The sequence below is a fragment of the Streptomyces sp. cg40 genome, from assembly GCF_050320165.1.
GTDB lineage: Bacteria > Actinomycetota > Actinomycetes > Streptomycetales > Streptomycetaceae > Streptomyces > Streptomyces hokutonensis.
In genome coordinates, this window is record NZ_CP190128.1 from 4,208,373 (window position 1) to 4,225,947 (window position 17,575).

General features: G+C 71.5%; 13 protein-coding genes. 2 read left to right on the forward strand and 11 right to left on the reverse strand.

Features of this window, described 5'->3' with window-relative positions; translation table 11 throughout:
• Positions 1 to 125: 125 nt before the first annotated feature.
• Complete coding sequence (locus tag ACQHII_RS18485; protein ID WP_427920331.1) at positions 126 to 950, forward strand: purine-nucleoside phosphorylase; 825 nt, start codon at positions 126 to 128, stop codon at positions 948 to 950.
• Positions 951 to 1,053: 103 nt separating this feature from the next.
• The gene (locus ACQHII_RS18490; protein WP_427920332.1) at positions 1,054 to 2,688 is read left to right on the forward strand and encodes a phospho-sugar mutase; all 1,635 of its coding nucleotides are present in this window, start codon (positions 1,054 to 1,056) and stop codon (positions 2,686 to 2,688) included.
• A gap of 25 nt (positions 2,689 to 2,713) precedes the next feature.
• Here ACQHII_RS18490 and ACQHII_RS18495 read toward each other — a convergent pair whose 3' ends face one another.
• The 11 genes from ACQHII_RS18495 to ACQHII_RS18545 form a co-directional block, all read right to left on the reverse strand.
• Positions 2,714 to 3,415 (reverse strand): hypothetical protein, encoded by a 702-nt coding sequence (locus tag ACQHII_RS18495; RefSeq protein WP_427920333.1) that lies wholly within the window; start codon positions 3,413 to 3,415, stop codon positions 2,714 to 2,716.
• Positions 3,412 to 4,281, reverse strand: coding sequence for a phosphate ABC transporter ATP-binding protein PstB (pstB, locus tag ACQHII_RS18500; RefSeq protein WP_427920334.1), 870 nt, complete (start codon positions 4,279 to 4,281; stop codon positions 3,412 to 3,414). Before pstB ends, ACQHII_RS18495 begins: the two co-directional genes overlap by 4 nt.
• A gap of 36 nt (positions 4,282 to 4,317) precedes the next feature.
• Positions 4,318 to 5,265 (reverse strand): sortase, encoded by a 948-nt coding sequence (locus ACQHII_RS18505; protein ID WP_427920335.1) that lies wholly within the window; start codon positions 5,263 to 5,265, stop codon positions 4,318 to 4,320.
• Positions 5,266 to 5,413: 148 nt separating this feature from the next.
• Positions 5,414 to 7,093, reverse strand: a complete 1,680-nt coding sequence (locus ACQHII_RS18510) for a hypothetical protein (protein WP_427920336.1) — start codon at positions 7,091 to 7,093, stop codon at positions 5,414 to 5,416.
• 97 nt (positions 7,094 to 7,190) lie between these two features.
• Positions 7,191 to 8,168: a substrate-binding domain-containing protein gene (locus ACQHII_RS18515; protein WP_427920337.1), complete on the reverse strand. Its 978-nt coding sequence runs from the start codon at positions 8,166 to 8,168 to the stop codon at positions 7,191 to 7,193.
• A 262-nt stretch (positions 8,169 to 8,430) separates the two neighbouring features.
• On the reverse strand, positions 8,431 to 10,872 hold the full coding sequence (locus ACQHII_RS18520; protein ID WP_427920338.1) for a hypothetical protein: 2,442 nt from the start codon (positions 10,870 to 10,872) through the stop codon (positions 8,431 to 8,433).
• Positions 10,872 to 12,581 carry a phosphate ABC transporter substrate-binding protein PstS gene (gene pstS, locus ACQHII_RS18525; RefSeq protein ID WP_427920339.1) on the reverse strand — a complete coding sequence of 570 codons (1,710 nt, stop codon included), beginning with the start codon at positions 12,579 to 12,581 and terminating at the stop codon, positions 10,872 to 10,874. The genes ACQHII_RS18520 and pstS overlap by 1 nt, the downstream gene beginning before the upstream one ends.
• The gene (gene pstA, locus ACQHII_RS18530) at positions 12,578 to 13,840 is read right to left on the reverse strand and encodes a phosphate ABC transporter permease PstA (RefSeq protein WP_427920340.1); all 1,263 of its coding nucleotides are present in this window, start codon (positions 13,838 to 13,840) and stop codon (positions 12,578 to 12,580) included. Before pstA ends, pstS begins: the two co-directional genes overlap by 4 nt.
• 69 nt (positions 13,841 to 13,909) lie before the next feature.
• On the reverse strand, positions 13,910 to 14,950 hold the full coding sequence (gene pstC, locus ACQHII_RS18535) for a phosphate ABC transporter permease subunit PstC (RefSeq protein WP_427920341.1): 1,041 nt from the start codon (positions 14,948 to 14,950) through the stop codon (positions 13,910 to 13,912).
• A gap of 165 nt (positions 14,951 to 15,115) precedes the next feature.
• Entirely contained in the window at positions 15,116 to 15,511 is a 396-nt protein-coding gene (locus tag ACQHII_RS18540; RefSeq protein ID WP_427920342.1) for a hypothetical protein, read from the reverse strand.
• A 250-nt stretch (positions 15,512 to 15,761) separates the two neighbouring features.
• The gene (locus tag ACQHII_RS18545) at positions 15,762 to 17,513 is read right to left on the reverse strand and encodes a hypothetical protein (RefSeq protein ID WP_427920343.1); all 1,752 of its coding nucleotides are present in this window, start codon (positions 17,511 to 17,513) and stop codon (positions 15,762 to 15,764) included.
• Positions 17,514 to 17,575 lie beyond the last annotated feature (62 nt).

A 17,575-nucleotide genomic window follows, 5' to 3' on the forward strand; every position in this document is an offset into this window, starting at 1 on the left:
GGGAGCTGAGGGTTCCCACACATAACGCCCGTCACAGGTCTCGTTGGAAACGACAAGACAACGATCGCAATCCCGTGAGCTCTGTCATCTACGCGCGTAGGCCCAGACCAGCTACCCTCAACCGCGTGAACGCATCTCTTCTTCCGGACGACATCCAGGGCGACCCCCACGCCGCCGCTGACGCCGCCGCCACGCGCCTGCGCGAACTGACGGGCGCCGAGACCCACGACGTCGCACTTGTGATGGGCTCCGGCTGGGGGCCGGCCGTCGACGCGCTCGGCGTGCCCGAGGCCGACTTCCCCGTCACCGAGCTGCCCGGATTCCCGCCGCCGGCCGTCGAGGGCCACGGCGGGCGGATCCGCTCGTACGCCATCGGCGACAAGCGCGCGCTGGTCTTCCTCGGCCGTACCCACTACTACGAGGGGCGCGGTGTCGCCGCCGTCGCGCACGGGGTCCGTACCGCCGTCGCCGCCGGCTGCAAGACCATCGTGCTGACCAACGGCTGTGGCGGACTGCGCGAGGGTATGCGGCCCGGGCAGCCGGTGCTGATCAGCGACCACATCAATCTCACGGCCGCCTCCCCGATCATCGGCGCGAACTTCGTCGACCTGACGGATCTGTACTCGCCCCGGCTGCGGGCGCTGTGCAAGGAGATCGACCCCGGTCTGGAGGAGGGTGTCTACGCCCAGTTCCCCGGGCCGCACTACGAGACTCCGGCGGAGATTCGGATGGCCCGGGTGATCGGGGCGGACCTGGTGGGGATGTCCACGGTGCTGGAGGCCATTGCCGCGCGTGAGGCGGGTGCCGAGGTGCTGGGTATCTCCCTGGTGACGAACCTTGCCGCGGGGATGACGGGTGAGCCGCTGAACCACGAGGAGGTTCTTCAGGCGGGCCGGGACTCGGCCACGCAGATGGGCTCGCTGTTGGCCCAGGTGCTCGGCCGGCTGTAGGCACCGCCCAGGATTTCGCCCACCCGCCCGTCCGCCGACCCGCCCGCCCGTCTCGGTCAGTCGAGAAGCCGACGCACACCACACCACGAGAGGTTGACCTGACGTGCACGACGACGATCTCATCGCGCGGGCCAAGACCTGGCTCGCCGAGGACCCCGACGCGGACACCCGCGAGGAGCTGGGGAAGCTCATCGACGCCGGGGACGTCACGGAACTCGCGGAGCGCTTCCGCGGCACCCTCCAGTTCGGCACCGCCGGCCTCCGCGGCGAACTCGGCGCCGGACCCATGCGGATGAACCGGGCGGTCGTCATCCGTGCCGCCGCCGGCCTCTCCGCGTACCTCAAGCACCACGGCCACACCGACGGAGTCGTCGTCATCGGCTACGACGCCCGGCACAAGTCCGCGGACTTCGCCCGCGACACCGCCGCCGTGATGACCGGCGCGGGGCTGCGGGCCGCCGTGCTGCCCCGGCCGCTCCCCACCCCCGTACTCGCCTTCGCCATAAGGCACTTGGGCGCGATCGCGGGCGTGGAGGTCACCGCCAGCCACAACCCGCCCCGGGACAACGGCTACAAGGTCTATCTCGGCGACGGCTCCCAGATCGTGCCCCCGGCCGACGCGGAGATCGCCGCCGAGATCGAGGCCGTGGCCTCCCTGCACGACGTGCCCCGGCCGGACGGCGGCTGGGAAACCCTCGACGAGGGCGTCCTGGACGCCTATCTCGCCCGTACCGACGCCGTCCTCTCCCCCGGCTCCCCCCGCACCGCCCGTACCGTCTACACGGCGATGCACGGTGTCGGCAAGGACGTCCTGCTGGCCGCGTTCGCCCGCGCGGGGTTCCCCGAGCCGGTGCTCGTCGCCGAACAGGCCGAGCCCGACCCGGACTTCCCGACCGTCGCGTTCCCCAACCCGGAGGAGCCGGGCGCGATGGACCTCGCCTTCGCCCGGGCCCGCGCCACGGACCCCGACCTGATCATCGCCAACGACCCCGACGCCGACCGCTGCGCCGTAGCGGTGAAGGCCGAGGGGGACTGGCGCATGCTCCGCGGCGACGAGGTCGGCTCGCTGCTCGCCGCGCACCTCGTACGGCGCGGCGCCCGGGGCACCTTCGCCGAGTCGATCGTCTCCTCGTCCCTCCTCGGCCGTATCGCCGAGAAGGCGGGCCTGCCCTACGAGGAGACCCTCACCGGCTTCAAGTGGATCGCCCGGGTGGAAGGGCTCCGCTACGGCTATGAGGAGGCCCTCGGCTACTGCGTGGACCCGGACGGTGTGCGCGACAAGGACGGCATCACCGCCGCCCTGCTGATCACCGAGCTGGCCTCCGAGCTGAAGGAGGAGGGCCGTGATCTGCTGGATCTCCTCGACGATCTCGCCGTCACGCACGGTCTGCACGCCACCGATCAACTGTCGGTGCGGGTCGAGGACTTGACGGTCATCGCGGACGCCATGCGGCGGTTGCGCGAGCAGCCGCCGACCGAGCTGGCCGGGCTGGCCGTCACCAGGGCCGAGGACCTGACCGAGGGCACGGAACTGCTCCCGCCCACGGACGGCCTGCGCTACACGCTCGACGGTGCCCGCGTCATCGTCCGGCCCAGCGGCACCGAGCCCAAACTGAAGTGCTACCTGGAGGTCGTGGTCCCCGTGGCCGCGCACGCCGACCTCCCGGCGGCCCGCGCGCGGGCGGCCGAGACCCTCGCCACGATCAAGCGGGACCTGTCGGCGGCGGCCGGTATCTGAGCGGTCCTTCGCCCCTGCACGGGGTTCAGTCCCGTACGAGGTAGCTGAACCCCGTGTCCGGTCCCACGCAGGACTGGAGGGTGAGGTCGCCCCAGTAGAGGCCGGCGGCGGGCACGCCCCGGCCGGGGGTGACGTAGTGGGCGTAGACCGTGTAGGTCCAGGTGCCGCGCGGGGTGTCGATCGTGACCTTGGTGCCTGCGCGGAGCGTGGCGAAGCGGTCGAAGCCGCAGTAGTCGTGGCCGACGATCACCACGGTCCGCAGTTCGTAGCCGTTCTCGGTGCCGATGTCGGGGCCCGTCCACTGCACGGCGTTCCGGCAGGCGTCGACCTCCGTCTGGTCGCCGCGGACGACCGTCGAGGACCAGTCGCCGATACGGATCGTGGTGGACGTGGGGCGCCCGGTCGTCGCCGTGCGGGTGGGCGGTGCGGTGGAGCGGGTGGGGCGGGGCGTGGTGGCCGGTGTCCGCCGTGACAGGTCCGGGCCGGGTACCCGACTGTCGGGGACGCTCGGGGCGGGAGTGGACGGGTCGGGCCGTTCCGATGCCCGGGGGCTCCGAGCGGCGGCGGACGGCGGTACGGACACGGAGGGCTCCGGTGGCGCGAGGGAGACCGTAGGGGGCGCCTCGGCCGTCCTTCCTGCCTCGGGGTGCGTGACCCGCACCCCGGTCCCGCAGCCGGCCAGGAGGAGGACCGCCGCGGCCACGCCCGCGAGCCGCGCTGCCGTCATCCGAACCGTCCGTTCACGTAGTCCGAAGTCCGTTCGTCCTGGGGCGAGTTGAACATCGCCTGGGTGTCGCCGTGCTCGACGATCACGCCCGGGGTGTTCTGCGAGGCGAGGAAGAAGGCGCAGCTGTCCGAGACTCGGGCGGCCTGCTGCATGTTGTGGGTGACGATGACGATGGTCACCTCGGACTTGAGCTCGGCGATGGTCTCCTCGATGCGGCGGGTGGAGGTCGGGTCGAGCGCCGAGCAGGGTTCGTCCATGAGGAGGACGCGGGGGCGTACCGCCAACGACCGTGCGATGCACAGGCGTTGCTGCTGTCCGCCGGAGAGGGCGCCGCCGGGCTGGCGGAGGCGGTCCTTGACCTCCTTCCACAGGCCCGCCTTGATCAGGCACTCCTCGACCAGGTCGTCCTTGCCGTCGCGGGTGGCCTTGATGGCGTTGAGTTTGAGGCCGGCGAGGACGTTGTCGTAGATCGACATGGCGGGGAAGGGGTTCGGTTTCTGGAAGACCATGCCGATCTGGCGGCGGGCGTGGGTGATGCGGCGGCCCCGGTCGTAGATGTCCTGGTCGTCGAGGAGGACCCGGCCGGCCAGTGAGGCGGAGCCGATGAGTTCGTGCATGCGGTTGAGGATGCGCAGGAAGGTCGACTTGCCGCAGCCGGAGGGGCCGATGAGCGCGGTGACCTCGCGGGCGGGCATGGTGAGGGAGACCCGGTCGAGGACCTTGTGGTCGCCGAACCAGGCGGAGACGGAGTCGGCGCGCAGGCTCGCGGGGCCGGGTCCGGAGAGGACGACCGGCGGCCGGCGGAGGGTGTCGGTGAGGTCGGGGTCCGCGTCCGAGGGGGCGTTCCCGGTGAGGTCGGTGGACATGGTGGTGTGGTCAACTCCCGTACGGGGCTTGGTGGTTCAGAGCAGGTTCGGCAGCAGGGAGACGATCGCCCCGGAGTCGGCGAGGCCCAGCGCCAGCAGCAGGGGGCCCGCGCAGATCCAGGTCTGCCAGCGGCCCCAGACCCGGTGGGCGACCACCGCGAGCAGGGCGGCGAGCAACAGGCCCTGGGACCACAGGAAGACGCGCAGCCAGGCACCGTCGTCACCGCCGAGCGCCTCCTCGGACGCGGCGATCCAGCCGGGGCGCAGATCGCGCGGCGGGGCGGCCTGCGCGGGGGTGATCAGCTCGGCGTCCACCCGCAGGACCCCGCTGGGTGTGTACGGGGCTCCGGTGGCGGTGATGAGGGTGAGCCGGCCCTGTCCCTGTGCGAGGGGGGTGGGCAGTTCGTCGCCGGCCCGGCGGACGCCGGTGACCCGGTAGACGGCCTTGGTCTGGCCGGTGGTGACCTCGATGCGGGAGCCGGTGGGCAGGCTGTGCAGGTCGAGGAACGGGCTGCCGTATCCCCATTGGCGGCCCATGATCACCGAGGTGCCGGGCTGGCCGGGCAGCGGGGTGTCGCGGCGGTGGCCCGGCCCCGACATCAGCACTTCGGAGGTCGTGCCCTCGGCGACGACCTCCTTGATACCGAGGGCGGGGATGCGCAGGAGCGCGACAGGGGCGCCCGGCTTCAACATCCTTCCCTCGTAGTCGCGTTGGCCGACGGGGGCGGTGCCCAGGGCGAGTTCCTTGCGGAGTTCGTCGTAGGCGGTGCGCTGGTCGCGGGCGTGCTGGAGGTGGCCGACGACGGTGAGGTTCGCGGCGAAGCCGAGGAGCACGGCGGCCAGGACACACACGGCCGCCCCGGCGAGTGCGAGCCCGGGGCGGGCGGGGGGCCGTGGGGTCTCCTGGCGCGGCCGGGCGGGCGGCGGTGGCGGGCCGTCGGCCGGCGCCGTCGCGTCGGCCGGGGGCGGGGCGAGCGTGGTCACGGGGTGCGCTCCTCGAAGCGGGACGGTTTCCTTCGAACGGCGTCTCGTGCGGCGCCGGTTGTACGGCTGTACGGCGTCTCGTGCGGCGCCTTTCGCGGGGCGGGGTCCGGGGGCGGGGGGGGTGGGCGCCCCCGGACCGCCCGGACGGTCAGCGGTGTTGCGGGGTGTCGCCGTCGCCGAAGGTCAGCAGGCCCTTGCGGCGCATGTGGAGGACGAGCGCGGAACCGGCGGCGAGGAACGCGAGGGAGGCCAGGCCGATCGCGCCGGCCTGGGCGCCGGTGGCCGCCATGGAGCCCGAGGCGGAGCCGGTGCCGGTGCCGCTGTCTCCGCCGGTGGTGCCGCCCGTGTCCGAACCGCCGCTGCTGGAACCGTCGGTGGGCGTGGCGCCCGAGTCCGAGTCGGACGGGGTGGGCGACGGGGACTCGCTGGAGTCGTCGCCACCGGTGGTGAAGGCGAAGGCGACGCTGTGACCGCCGGTCGCGTCCTCGGCGAGCGTCAGGGTGTGGTCGCCGTCGGCGATGTCGCCGGGCACGGTGAACTCGTAACTGTCCACGGTTCCGGCGGAGTTGGCCTTGGCGTCGGTGAAGGTCGCAGTGCTGTCGGCGAGGGTGACCTTGACGGCGGCGCTCGCGGTGTAGCCGCGGGCGGTGATCCTCACCTTCTGGCCGGGCTCGAGGGCGGGGTTCGTGCCGAGGGCGGTGCCGTCCTCGTCGGTGACGGTGAGGTCGGGGTTCTCGGTGGGGCTGGGGCTGGAGGTGGCCGCGTCGGTGCTGACGAACGGCAGGGAGGCGTAGATGCCGGTCTTCTCGGAGAACTGGAGGCTGTGGTCGCCGTTGGGCAGCTGGTCGGGCACGGTGAACGCGTAGTCCACGACGGCCCCGTCGGCGTTGACGGTCACGTCGGGATAGGTCGCGGTGGAGCCGCTGAGGGTCACATGGGCGGCGGCGGCCGGGGTGAAGCCCTTGACGGTGACCTTGACCTTCTGGCCGATGGCCAGCGTGGGCTTGTCGGAGAGGGCGTTGCCGTCGGCGTCCTTGGCGGAGACGACGTAGTCGATGCTCGCGCTCCCCGTGGCCGAGGCGCTGGAGTAGGCGTCGGCGTCGGCGGGCGTGAACACGGCGCTGAACGGCAGGGGGCCGCCGATCGCCGGTGCCTTGATCGTGAGTTCGGCCGTGCCGTTCGTGGCCGTCGCCGTGCCGAGCGAGGTGTCGCCGTTCCTGAACTCCACGGAACCGGCCGCCGAGGCGGGCGAGACCGTGGCGGTGAGCTTGAGGTCGCCGCCCACGGGAACGCCGGCGGGCGCGCTCACGGCGAGGGTCGTGGCCTGCTGTTCGAGCAGGGACCAGGTGTCGCCCGTGACCCGGATCTTGGCGAGGAAGCGGTCGGCGGTCGTGCTGGTGGTGCACATCAGGGCCAGCGTGTAGGTGCCGTCGTAGGGGGCGGAGACCCCGGCGCTCGTCAGGGCCGACTGGAGGCTCGGCTTGGCCGCGGTGGCCGCGAGCGCCACGGTGAAGGGGTCCGTGCCGACGCCGGCCTTCGTCACCGACTGGGCCAGCGGCAGGAGTGCGGTCGGGGTGGTCGGGTTCACCAGCCTGAGCACGGTCGTCTGCGCGGTGGTCGAGTTGCAGCCGGCGCTGGTCGTGACGGACGTGGTCATGGGGATGTCCGTGATGCTGCCCGTGGCGGGGCTGACGGTGAACTTGCCCAGTTCCGTGGCCGCGTGGGCCCGGCCCGAGAGGGCGACGACCCCGGCCAGGGCGGCGAACAGCAGCGCGCAGGAGGTCAACAGCGCCACGGGTGATCTGAGTTGTGCGAGACGGTGCGTCATGCGGTGGTCCCCCCACGGGGTTTCGGTCATGGATGGATACGCCGACAGGGCCGGACACCCGTGGGTGCCCGGCCGGTGCGCGGCTAGCGGTCGGTGCTCAGCTCTCGCCCTTGAGGGTGGTGCTGCCGCAGTCGCTGCCGAGGGTGCCGAAGCCGTACAGCGTGATGACGGAGGAATTGGCGCAGACCTTGGAGCCGGTGCCCACGAAGGTGTCCGCGATCAGCGGGTCCGAGAGCTTGGCGGTCGGGACGACGTTGTAGACGTTCCGCAGGTAGGGGAAGCTCAGGTTCAGGGTCAGGTCGTCGTTGCGCGCGACCTGGCCGTTGACGGAACCGAGCACGGCGGAGCCGCGGCGGTCGTCGACGACGAAGCTCTCCTGGGCGGTGTACTGGGCGACCGAGTACGGGAAGATGTCACCCGCGCTGTCGACGGCCGAGCCGTCGTTCTCCTGGATCGTGGAGTTCGAGGTGACGCAGGAGCCGGGGGTCGTCACGCCGATGGAGCTGAGGAAGAAGGCGCGGGTGCCCGAGGCCGACTGCGGCAGGATCGGGGTGAGGGTGACACCGTTGAGGGTGGTCAGGGTGCACTCGTAGATCGCCTTGAGCTGGGCGGTCGTCAGGTCGTCGGGCAGCGCGCTGCCGTCCTGCTTCACCCAGGACACCGCGTCCTTGGCGTACGGGACGAAGGTCAGGTCCGTGGTGGTGGTGTTGTTCGGGCCGCGCGAGGAGCGGGCGAAGTCCACACAGCCGGTGGAGCCGTCGACGGCGGCGTTGAGGGCCGTGATGCCGGCGCCGGAGCCGTCGGGACGGGTGATCGTGCAGCTGCCGGTCGACTTGGTCGTGATCGTGCTGGAGCCGGTGGCGTTCCACGAGGCGATGACCTTGCCGCTGCTGTTCGTGATCGCGTCGCCGAGGGCGTTCACGACGTCCTGGGTCGTGTCGGAGCCGACACCGGCGAGCTGACGGTAGTCGGTGGCCGAGCTGGGGTCCGCGTAGGCGGGGGCGGCCAGGGCACCGAGGCCCAGGGCGACCGCACCGACACCGGCACCGATACGCAGGCGGGTCTTGACGTTCACTTGAGTTCTCCTCCGTGGAAACGGATCGAGCAAAGGACGTACAAGCGGAAGACGTACAAGAAGAATCCGGATCTCTTTCGCCGCCGGCCCGTCGGCCGGCCACGCAGAACAATTCCGCAGATCCGTCTCCTGAGGCCACTAATTCCAGCCGGTCATCAGGTTACGACTCCCTTTCCTAGGTGACTCCAAGGGAATTCACTTGGCGGTGCGCGGATTCCCCGGGGCGTGAATGTTCCCCGGGGAATCCGGAAAGTCCGGGGGCTCAGTCGGCGGCCGCCTTTCGGCGCGTCGAGAACCGCAGCATGACCGGGCCCGCGAGGGCGGCCGCTCCACCGGCGACGAGGACGCCGAGCAGCACCCAGCGGACCGGCCCGAGCACCTCCGACGGGGTGTGGCCGCCGGACTGGGCCACGTTCTGCTTGGCCGGGTCGGTCTCCGTGGGAGCGGTGGAGGGCGTGGCGGTGTCCGACGCGGTGGCGGTGGTGCCGGATGTTCCGGCGGCGCCGGTTCCGGTGCCTCCGGCCGTGCCGCCCGCCGCTCCGCCGGCCGCCGAGCCGCCGCTGCCGCTCACGTCGTCGCCCCCGGAGGCGCTGCCGGTGGACTCGCCGGCGTCCGGCGCGCCCTTCTCCAGCAGGTCCGCCGCCTGCTTCGCCTGCGTGCGCAGCGCGGTGGGCAACGGGGCGTACCCGTAAGGCAGTTGGCCCTTCGCCGTGCCCTGGGTCTGGCCGTCGCCGGCCGCGTAGCGCATCACCTTGGCGTAGTCGAGGCGGGCGTCCTTGGCCTCGTCGAGGGAGGCCGCCGCATAGACCACGGCGGTCAGCGGATAGGCGCCGTCCTTCGTCCGGGCGGGGTCGGGCGCCTTGACGCCGGCCACGTCCGAGTCGGGCATCTCGGCGACCGCCTTGAGCAGGGACTGGCTGTTCGGCTGGACGTACTGCCCGGCGCCGTTGCGCAGGGCGGCGGCGCCCAGCAGGTAGCGGGTCGCGGACGCGTTGTCCACCAGGCCGAACTGGCGCTGGCCGGTGGGGATCGGGCGGCCGACCGGCGACAGCTTCGGCACGTTGTCGGTCAGGACGCACTGATAGGCGGTGCCGATGTCACCGCGGCGCACCTTCAGCGCCCCGTCGTGCATGTCGTTGACGTAGGGGACGACGTCCATGCCGGTGTAGGTGATCGTGGTGGTGTTGCCGCCCCCGCAGTCGGTCGTCGCGGGTGTGATGTCCGTCTTGGGGAAGAAGTCCAGGGAGTCCGAGACGACCCCGTTCTCGTAGGCGGGGTTGACCTTCATTCCCCAGGGGTCGGGTTTCCCCTCGATGAATTCCTTCGCGTCGGCGTTCGCCAGAATGTATTTCCACACCAGGCGGGCAGAATCGGTGTTGGCCTGTGTCACGGCGAGACCCAGGGGCGCGTTTCCCGCCGCCTGGCCCGCGAGCGAGGGATTCAGCTCGATGAATTCGGGGTCCTTGACCAGGGAATCCGGGTTGCCGGCGAGATGGGCGGGCACCTTGTCGCCCGGCTTGACCAGGCTGAGGGGGTAGGACTGTGTGAGGACCTTCGCCAACAGGCGCTGGTTGAGCTTGAGTTCGGTCAGCGGGCGGCTGCCGCCCGACACGTCGTACATCCAGACGAACCCGATCGTCAGCCCGGTGACCGCGACCGGCGCGTGCACCACCGGGGGTGCTCCGTCGACCGGTTCGACGGGGTCCACCGTCAGGGCGAGCCCGGCCGTCGAGTCGCCCGAGGTCACGGCGTCCCGGGCCTGCTGCTCACCGGACTGGGTGTAGGTGAAGCGGTAGGTCCCGGTGCGGCACAGTGCGCTCTGCCAGGAGGTGACGACGTCGGTGGCCAGTTCGGAACCCATGATTCCGCGCTCGGGCTTGTCCGCGTCGCAGTTGTCCGTGACCTGCGCGAAGTCGAGGCGGAACACGATCCGCTGGTCCCAGTTCGACTGGCTGAGCGTGGAGGAGACCTGGCTGCCCGCCTGGTGCTGACTCCCGCCGGGGTCGTGGGTGCCGCGGGGCACCACCACCAGCCAGCAGGGCTGGACCGCGCCGGACGCGGTGGTGCGGGCGCCACAGCCCAGCGCGGGCTGCTCCACGGCCGACTTCAGCTCGAACGACATGTCGCCGCCGCCGTCACCGTCGTTCGGCAGGAACGCGACCGCGTTGGTGTCCCCGTCGGTGAAGTACGTGGTGTCGGTGCCGCTCGTGGTGGGGTCGCCCTGCCCGGCGACCGGCCGGAACGGCACGTAGTGGTCGCCGTTGTGGTCGACCGGGGTCGAAGCCGCGGTCTCCAGCGGGTCACCGACCGAGGAACCGCTCCGGTACACGGACCGGCCGTTCCCCGCCTGCGCGCCCGCCGCCATCCCGTACTCGCACTGCGTCCGGTCGGGACCGGACGTCGCGTCGCCCCAACACTGCATGACGGAGAGGAAGTTGGTCTGGTCGTTGGCCGACGGCGCCCCGCCCGTCCAGGTCACCCGCACGCCCTGTCCGGTCAGGTCCTTCGTCTGGTGCACGGTGACTTCGAGGTTCGAGAAGTCGTCGCCGTACGTCCCCTTCGTCCCGCTCTCCGTCACCGCCGAACTCTCGGTGGTCGCGGCCTGCGCCCGGTCCGCGCCCCGGGGCAGCGGCAGCACCGCCAGCACCAGGGCGGACAGCAGGCAGCCCACGCCCACGGTCACCCGTGTCGTACGGCGTCTCATCAGAACTCCCTCTTGCGGCGCGAACGGGCCGCCAGCATCCGGGCGGTGAGCGGTGGTCCGACGACGACCGCGAGCAGCAGGACGGCCGACAGGGCCATCAGGGCGCCGCGCATCCCGAGGCCGTTGTCCGCGGCGAGGGCCACGGGGTTGGCCACGACGGAGGTGTCGCCGCTGCCGGTGCCCGCCCCGGTCCCGTCGCCGCTGACGACCTCGCCGGTGTCGGGGTCGATGGAGGCCCCGGAGGTGCCGCCGGCCGCCGCGCTCGCGGTGGAGTCGGGCGTGCCGTCGCCGTTGGTGTCCGTGCCCGCCGTGCCGCCCGTGGCGGAGGAACCGCCCGAAGTCGAGCCGCCGGTCGAGGAGTTGGCGCCGCCCGAGGTGCTACCGCCGTTGGCCGCGGGCTTCACCGGGGTGTCGGTGCCCGCCGCGCCGGCCGTGCCGGTGGTGCACTGCGTGGACCCCTTCTTGTCGCAGGCCTTGGGGTAAGGGGCGTTCTTGATCAGGGTGTTGACGCCGCCGGAGAAGGTGGGGTTGCGGCAGTCGTTGATGTTGATCGAACTCGTGGGGGCGCCAGGCACCTTGCGGATCTGCTCGAAGCCCGCCTCGACGAGGTTCTTCGGCAGCGGCGAGTAGCCCAGGTCGTCCGCCTGCTGCTGGCCGTCGCAGAGGAAGTAACGGGCGAACGTGCCCAGCGAGTTGCCCTTGGCGGTGGTGAAGCCCGCCTCCACCTTCGTCGGCAGGATCATGTAGCTGTAGCTGGAGAGCGGATAGGTGCGGGCGTCCGCGTTGGTGTAGACGTTGTCGAGGATCTGGGTCAGGTAGTTCGAGGACTGCTGGTTCTGGTTGATCCCGGCCTTGGTCAGGGCCACCGCCACGCTCGCCGCGGTCGGCTCGACGTAGTAGTTGTCCCTGTTGAGCACCTTGGCCACCGGGAAGCCGGTGTTCTTGGCGTAGGAGTACTCGACGTAGGTGATCGCACCCTCGCCGGAGGGCTGGCGGACATGTCCGGAGACGCCGAGCGAGCCGGACTTGGAGACCATCGTGGAGCCGCTGAGCAGCGGATAGAACGAGGTCATCCCGCAGTTGCCGCTGCCGCGCCCGGTGCGGGAGCAGTAGTCGCTCCACAGGGCGGGGTACTCCTTGGACATCCAGGTGGTGAACTGCGCGCTGGTGCCCGAGCCGTCGGAGCGGACGACCGGGACGATCGCGCGGGCCGGCATGGTCAGACCGGGGTTGTCGGCGGAGATCGCGGGGTCGTTCCAGCGGGTGATCCTCCCCGTGAAGATCTTGGTCAGTACGTCCCCGGAGAGCCGCAGATTGGTGACCATCCTGCCGTTGATCTTGAGGTTGTACATGAACGCCGTACCGCCGGCCACGATCGGCATATAGGCGTAACCCCGGCTCGGCGGCACCTCGGTGACGCCCTGTTCCTTGAGGCCGTAGGGGATCTCGGAGACCGCGAAGTCGACGGTGTTGTTCTTGAACTGCTGGCGGCCCTGGGAGGAGCCGTTGGCCGAGAAGTTCACCGTCATGCCGTAGTTGGCCTTGACGTTGCGGACCCACTGCTGGACCGCGTTGGAGCTCCAGGTCGAGCCGGAGCCGGTGATCTTCGCGTAGGAGGCAGCGGCGGCGGACGGTGGTTGGGCGGCGAGCAGGGCGCACAGCAGTGACAGCGCGGTGGCCGCCAGACGGAAACGAGTGGCGGGTTTCACGACGAACTCCCGTTTTCGGTAAGGGCGTTGGGGCTCGGGGCGGAAGGGGCTGCCGCGGGGCGGGCGGCGAAGCGACGCGCGTCACGCTGCGACGCGAGGACGCGCCGGTGTTCCTGACGGTGCGTCAACTGGCCCGGTCCACGGCCGCCGACGATGCGTGCGGCGACGAACAGCAGCAGCACCAGCGTCATCAGCAGGGCCGCCGTACCGAAACCGCGCGAAATCATGTTCGGCTCGGGCGACTTGACGAACTCGAAGGTGACCAGCGGCAGCGAGACCATCGGGTCGTGCAGCGGATTGAGGTTGAGGTCGTTGGTGAAGCCCGCGGTCAGCAGCACCGGGGAGGTCTCGCCGATACCGCGCGCGGTGCCGAGGATCACGGCCGTGGTGAGGCCCGAGCGGCAGGTCGGCAGGACGACGTGCCAGACCGTGCGCCAACGGCTGGTCCCCATCGCGTAGCTGGCCTCGCGCAGGGTGCCGGGCACCAGCCGGATCACGACGTCGGCGGCCCGGATGATGATCGGCAGCATCATCACCGAGAGCGCGAGCCCGGCGGCGAGACCCGACTGCCCCAGGCCCAGGCCCAGGATCACGGTGGCGTAGATGAACAGGCCGGCCACGATCGACGGCAGCGCGGTCATCGCCTCGACGATGGTGCGCACGAACCGGGCGTAGCCGCCGGGGACTTCGGTGAGGAACACCGCGCAGATCAGCCCGGCCGGCACGGTGATCAGCAGCGCGATGGTGATCATGATCAGGGTGCCGGCCGCCGCGTGCAGCGCCCCGCCGACGCCGAGCGGTTCCAGCGGTCCCGCAAGGTGCATGTCCTGGGTGAAGAAGTTCAGGTGTACGAGCGCCTTGCGGCCCTCGACCAGCGCGTACACCACGACGAACACCAGGATCACGACCAGCAGCACGCCCATCGAGCGGACGACCGCCGCCGCGATGCGGTCGACGACGGCGGGTCCGTCCTCGTCGAAGGAGACCAGCAGGGCGTAGATCAGCAGGAAGAGGCCGTAGGCCAGGACGGCGAAGCCGACCGCGCCGTCGAAGGGGAGCAGCCGGGCGAACAGCAGCCAGGTCAGCGACAGCGCGGAGGCGGCGGCGCCGACGACGGCGTACAGGTCGGTGGCGCGCATCCGGGTCAGGGCGCGGCGGCTCTCCCCGCCCGGCCCGGTGCCGCGCGCGGAGCCCGGCAGCGTGGTGCGCGGGCGGCCGGTCGCCTGACGCGCGCCGGGCGCTTCAGGGGCAACGGTCATGGTCGCTCATTCCTGTGGGGCGTAAGTGGCTGCGGGCGCCTGGGAGTTGACATGGGAAGGCGGCCGCCGTCAGGCGTCGCTCGTCGCGCCCGAGCGCGAGCGGGCGACGATGGAGGAGGCGGCGAAGTTGACGATCAGCGTCATGAGGAACAGCGCGAAACCGGCCGCCATCAGCGCGGACATGCCGAACTCGCTGGCCTCGCCGTAGTGCAGCGCGATCAGCGAGGCGATCGAGCTGGTCCCGGACTGAAGGACGTGCCACTGGATGTCGAAGGTCACCGAGATGATCATGAAGATGGCGATGGTCTCGCCGAGCGCCCGGCCCAGGCCGAGCATGGTGCCGCCGATCATGCCGCCACGCCCGAAGGGCAGGACGACGCTGCGGATCATGCCCCAGCGGGTCGCGCCGAGCGCGTAGGCGCCCTCGCGCTCACCGGCGGGGGCCTGGGAGAAGACCTCGCGCATGATCGAGCAGACGATCGGCGCGATCATCATGCCGACGACCAGGCCCGCGATGAACGTCGAGGACGTGTACAGGCTTTCGGGCGCGAGCGGGTCGGCCGGGTCGGCGCCCCGCACGTCGAAGACCGGGATCCACCCGAAGTAGGTGGAGATCCAGCGGGCGACCGGCAGCACCTTGTCCTGGAGGAAGAACACCCCCCACAACCCGTAGACCACGGAGGGTACGGCGGCCATCAGGTCGACGACGCTGATCAGGGTCCGGCGCAGCCGGGCGGGCGCGTACTCCGAGATGTAGAGGGCCGCGCCGGTGGCCAGCGGTACGGCGACCAGGACGGCGACGATCGCGATCAGGACGGTGCCGACGAGTACCGCCGCGATGCCGAAGTTCCCCTGGTCCGGGGCCCATTGGGCGGTGGTCAGGAAGGACCAGCCGGCCTTGTCCAGCGCCAGCCAGGCCCGGTAGAGCAGGAAGCCGCCCACGAGCAGCATGACGGCCAGCACGAAGGTGCCGCCGGAGCGCAGCACCACGCGGAAGATCCGGTCGGGCAGTCCCGGGTCGGCGTACAGGCGTCTGGGCACGTCGTCGTCGGGCCCGGCCGCGAGGGCGGCCCCGGGCTGCGGCTGTCTGAGGTGTATCGGCACAGGCACGGTCCCGACGCTCCGGGCCCGCGATTGACATGCTCAGCCCGAGGTGTGAACGAGAGGTGCCCTGGGGGCAACAACCGTTGCGCACGGCACACCCGCACCATGGACAACTCACCTATGAACATGGCGAGTTGACGGGCAGCTGACAGGCGGAGGCAGCCGTGTCCGTCAGCTGTTGCCGAATAACTCCGGCCCCACGCCCACCAGTTCGGGCAGCAGCGCGCGGAACCGGTCGTAGGCGGCACGACAGGTGGCATGCCGTTCGTACGTCCGCGCCGCCCCGGCCAGATGCCGGCCGGACGTCTCCCACACCACCCACACCCAGCCGCCGCCCTCGGCGCTGTGCTGGATGCCGCCGCCCATCTCGGCGTGCCGCGAGCACAGCCGCACAAAGGCCGTACGACATCGTTCATGACTGTCGTGCGAGGTCAACGACACCGCCACCGACCGCCCGTTGGGGGCCACCAGCCGCCAGCCGTATCCGCCCCGGCCGTCGATGTCGATCTGACATCTCATGCCCATCACCGCGACGGCAGGTCTTGCCGTCTCGCCGGACCGCTCCATGTCCCCACCCCTTGCCGCCCATCGATGAGTAAAACCCGCAGGTACGGCGCTATGGACGGCACCAGCAATCTACTGAGGCGGAGATGAACGGGGAGAGACAAACGTGACGGCCGGGCACACGCTTCATGTCGAAGTACCCCCTAGGTAACCCCTAGGACAGCCACAGGGAAAGCGCTCACTCCGGTCTCAGGACAACGTTGCCAATAAGCGGACGGAAGCGCTTGCACGGGGACAGCGCCCCGCACAGCGGTCAGGACAGCCAGCGGGTGACGAGCACCGCGATCCAGGCGATACCGAGAACCGCGGCATACGGCCACAGCGGGCGCCCGCGCTCCTCCTCCGCGCTCTCGCCGGTGGGCCGCAGGGCGGGGTCGGCGATCATCGCGGAGAGCTCGGCGGCGAGGGTGTCGTAGGGGTGGATCAGACCGCGCCTGCGTTGCAGCCGGGCCGAGTGCGGGGCCGCGACCACCCAGGAATCGCCGCCGCGCCACCGGAGCTTCAGCTCGACCCCATCCCGGCGGGCCGAGCGGAGGTCGTCCCAGGTGATGTGTCGCGGCCGGCGCAGACCGTTCAGCCAGATGCCGGTCCGGTCGGCGGTGATGCGCCAGGACAGCTTCACGGGGATCCGGGTGGCGCCCCTCATGCCCATGACGACCAGCAGGACGCGATGCCAGAGGCTCTCGTCGACCGCGACCCAGTACAGCCAGACGCCGCACTGCGCCATCAGGAAGGTCGCCAGCCAGTCCACCGGACCCGCCCGCCAGCGCCGTACCGGCACGGGCTCGGCGCTCCGCGCCGCCACGGCCGCGACCAGTTCCGCGTGCCGCGCGTCGTCGCGGGCCGCCCGGACCGCCGCCCGCTTCGCCCGCACGAGCCGCCGCCGCACCTCGGGTTCGGACAACGGCCGCACGGGCCCGGTCGACCACTGCGTTCGCGGCGCGCCGCCCGGCTTCGAGGGGGCGCTGACGAGGAGGATCTCGGCGCCGTCGTAGGGGGTGCCGTAGAGGACGGCCTCGCGGACGGGGCCGGAACGCTCGACGGGGAGACGACCGCCGCCGAGGACGTCGTCCAGAACTTCGTCGACGACGTCGTCGAAGGCGCTGGGGAGGGGGTCGGCGTCCTCGGGGTCGTCCGCGTCCTCCGGGGCCCGGTCGGCGGGGTCGGCGGGGTGGATTCCGGCGGCGGTGTTGTCCGGGTCCGAGACGGCGACCCGGAACAGGGGCCGCAGCGCGGCCGGGTCGTCGGTGGCGAGGACCTCCGTGTCGCCGTGCGCGGTCTCCCGGACCAGCACGCGCAGGACGGGGGCCGGAGCCTGTCGCAGCGCGCGGGCCCGCCGTCTGCCCAGCACGCCGGACAGCAGGACGGTGAGGCCGAGTCCGACCACATGGACGCCGGTCATCACGGCGGCCTGCCGGTCCTCGCCGTGCGGGACGAGCGGCGCCAGGGCGGTCAGTGCGGCGCCGGGGACCAGAAGGAACGTTCCGGCGCGGATGAGGAAACGGCCTCGGCGAACCGGCCGGCCGGCGCCGGGGAGACGGGCCGTGACACCCTCCGACGCGGCGAGGGCCACCTCCCGCTGCCGGGCACGCGCACGTGCCCGGTATTCGGCGGGCGGCACGGAGAGCACCAGCGCAGGCAGGACGACACCGCCGAGCACCCACCAGGACGCGTGCGGCGGCCACGACCCGTACCCGACCACCGCGACGAACAGGACGGCCGCCGAGTACCGGACGATCTCGGGCCGCCACAGCGCCCAGATCGCCTGGAGCGGCAGCACCGCAGCCAGGTACGGGGGCAGACCGCCGTAGTACAGCAGCGCCGCCGCGGCCAGCCAGCCGCACAGCACCGCGAGCTTCACATGGACCAGCCGCAACCGCACCGACATCCGGCGCAGGGGCAGCGCCGCCGTCCACCGTCGCACCGGCTCGCCGCGCCAGCGGACGGTGCCCTCGGGTATCGCGGAGGCGGGCAGCCGCAGCGGCTGCCGGACGTTCGTGTCCATGACTTCCCAGAGACTCGGACCACGGGCGTGGTCGGCTGGCTCGGCTTCGCCTCCGGGTGGGG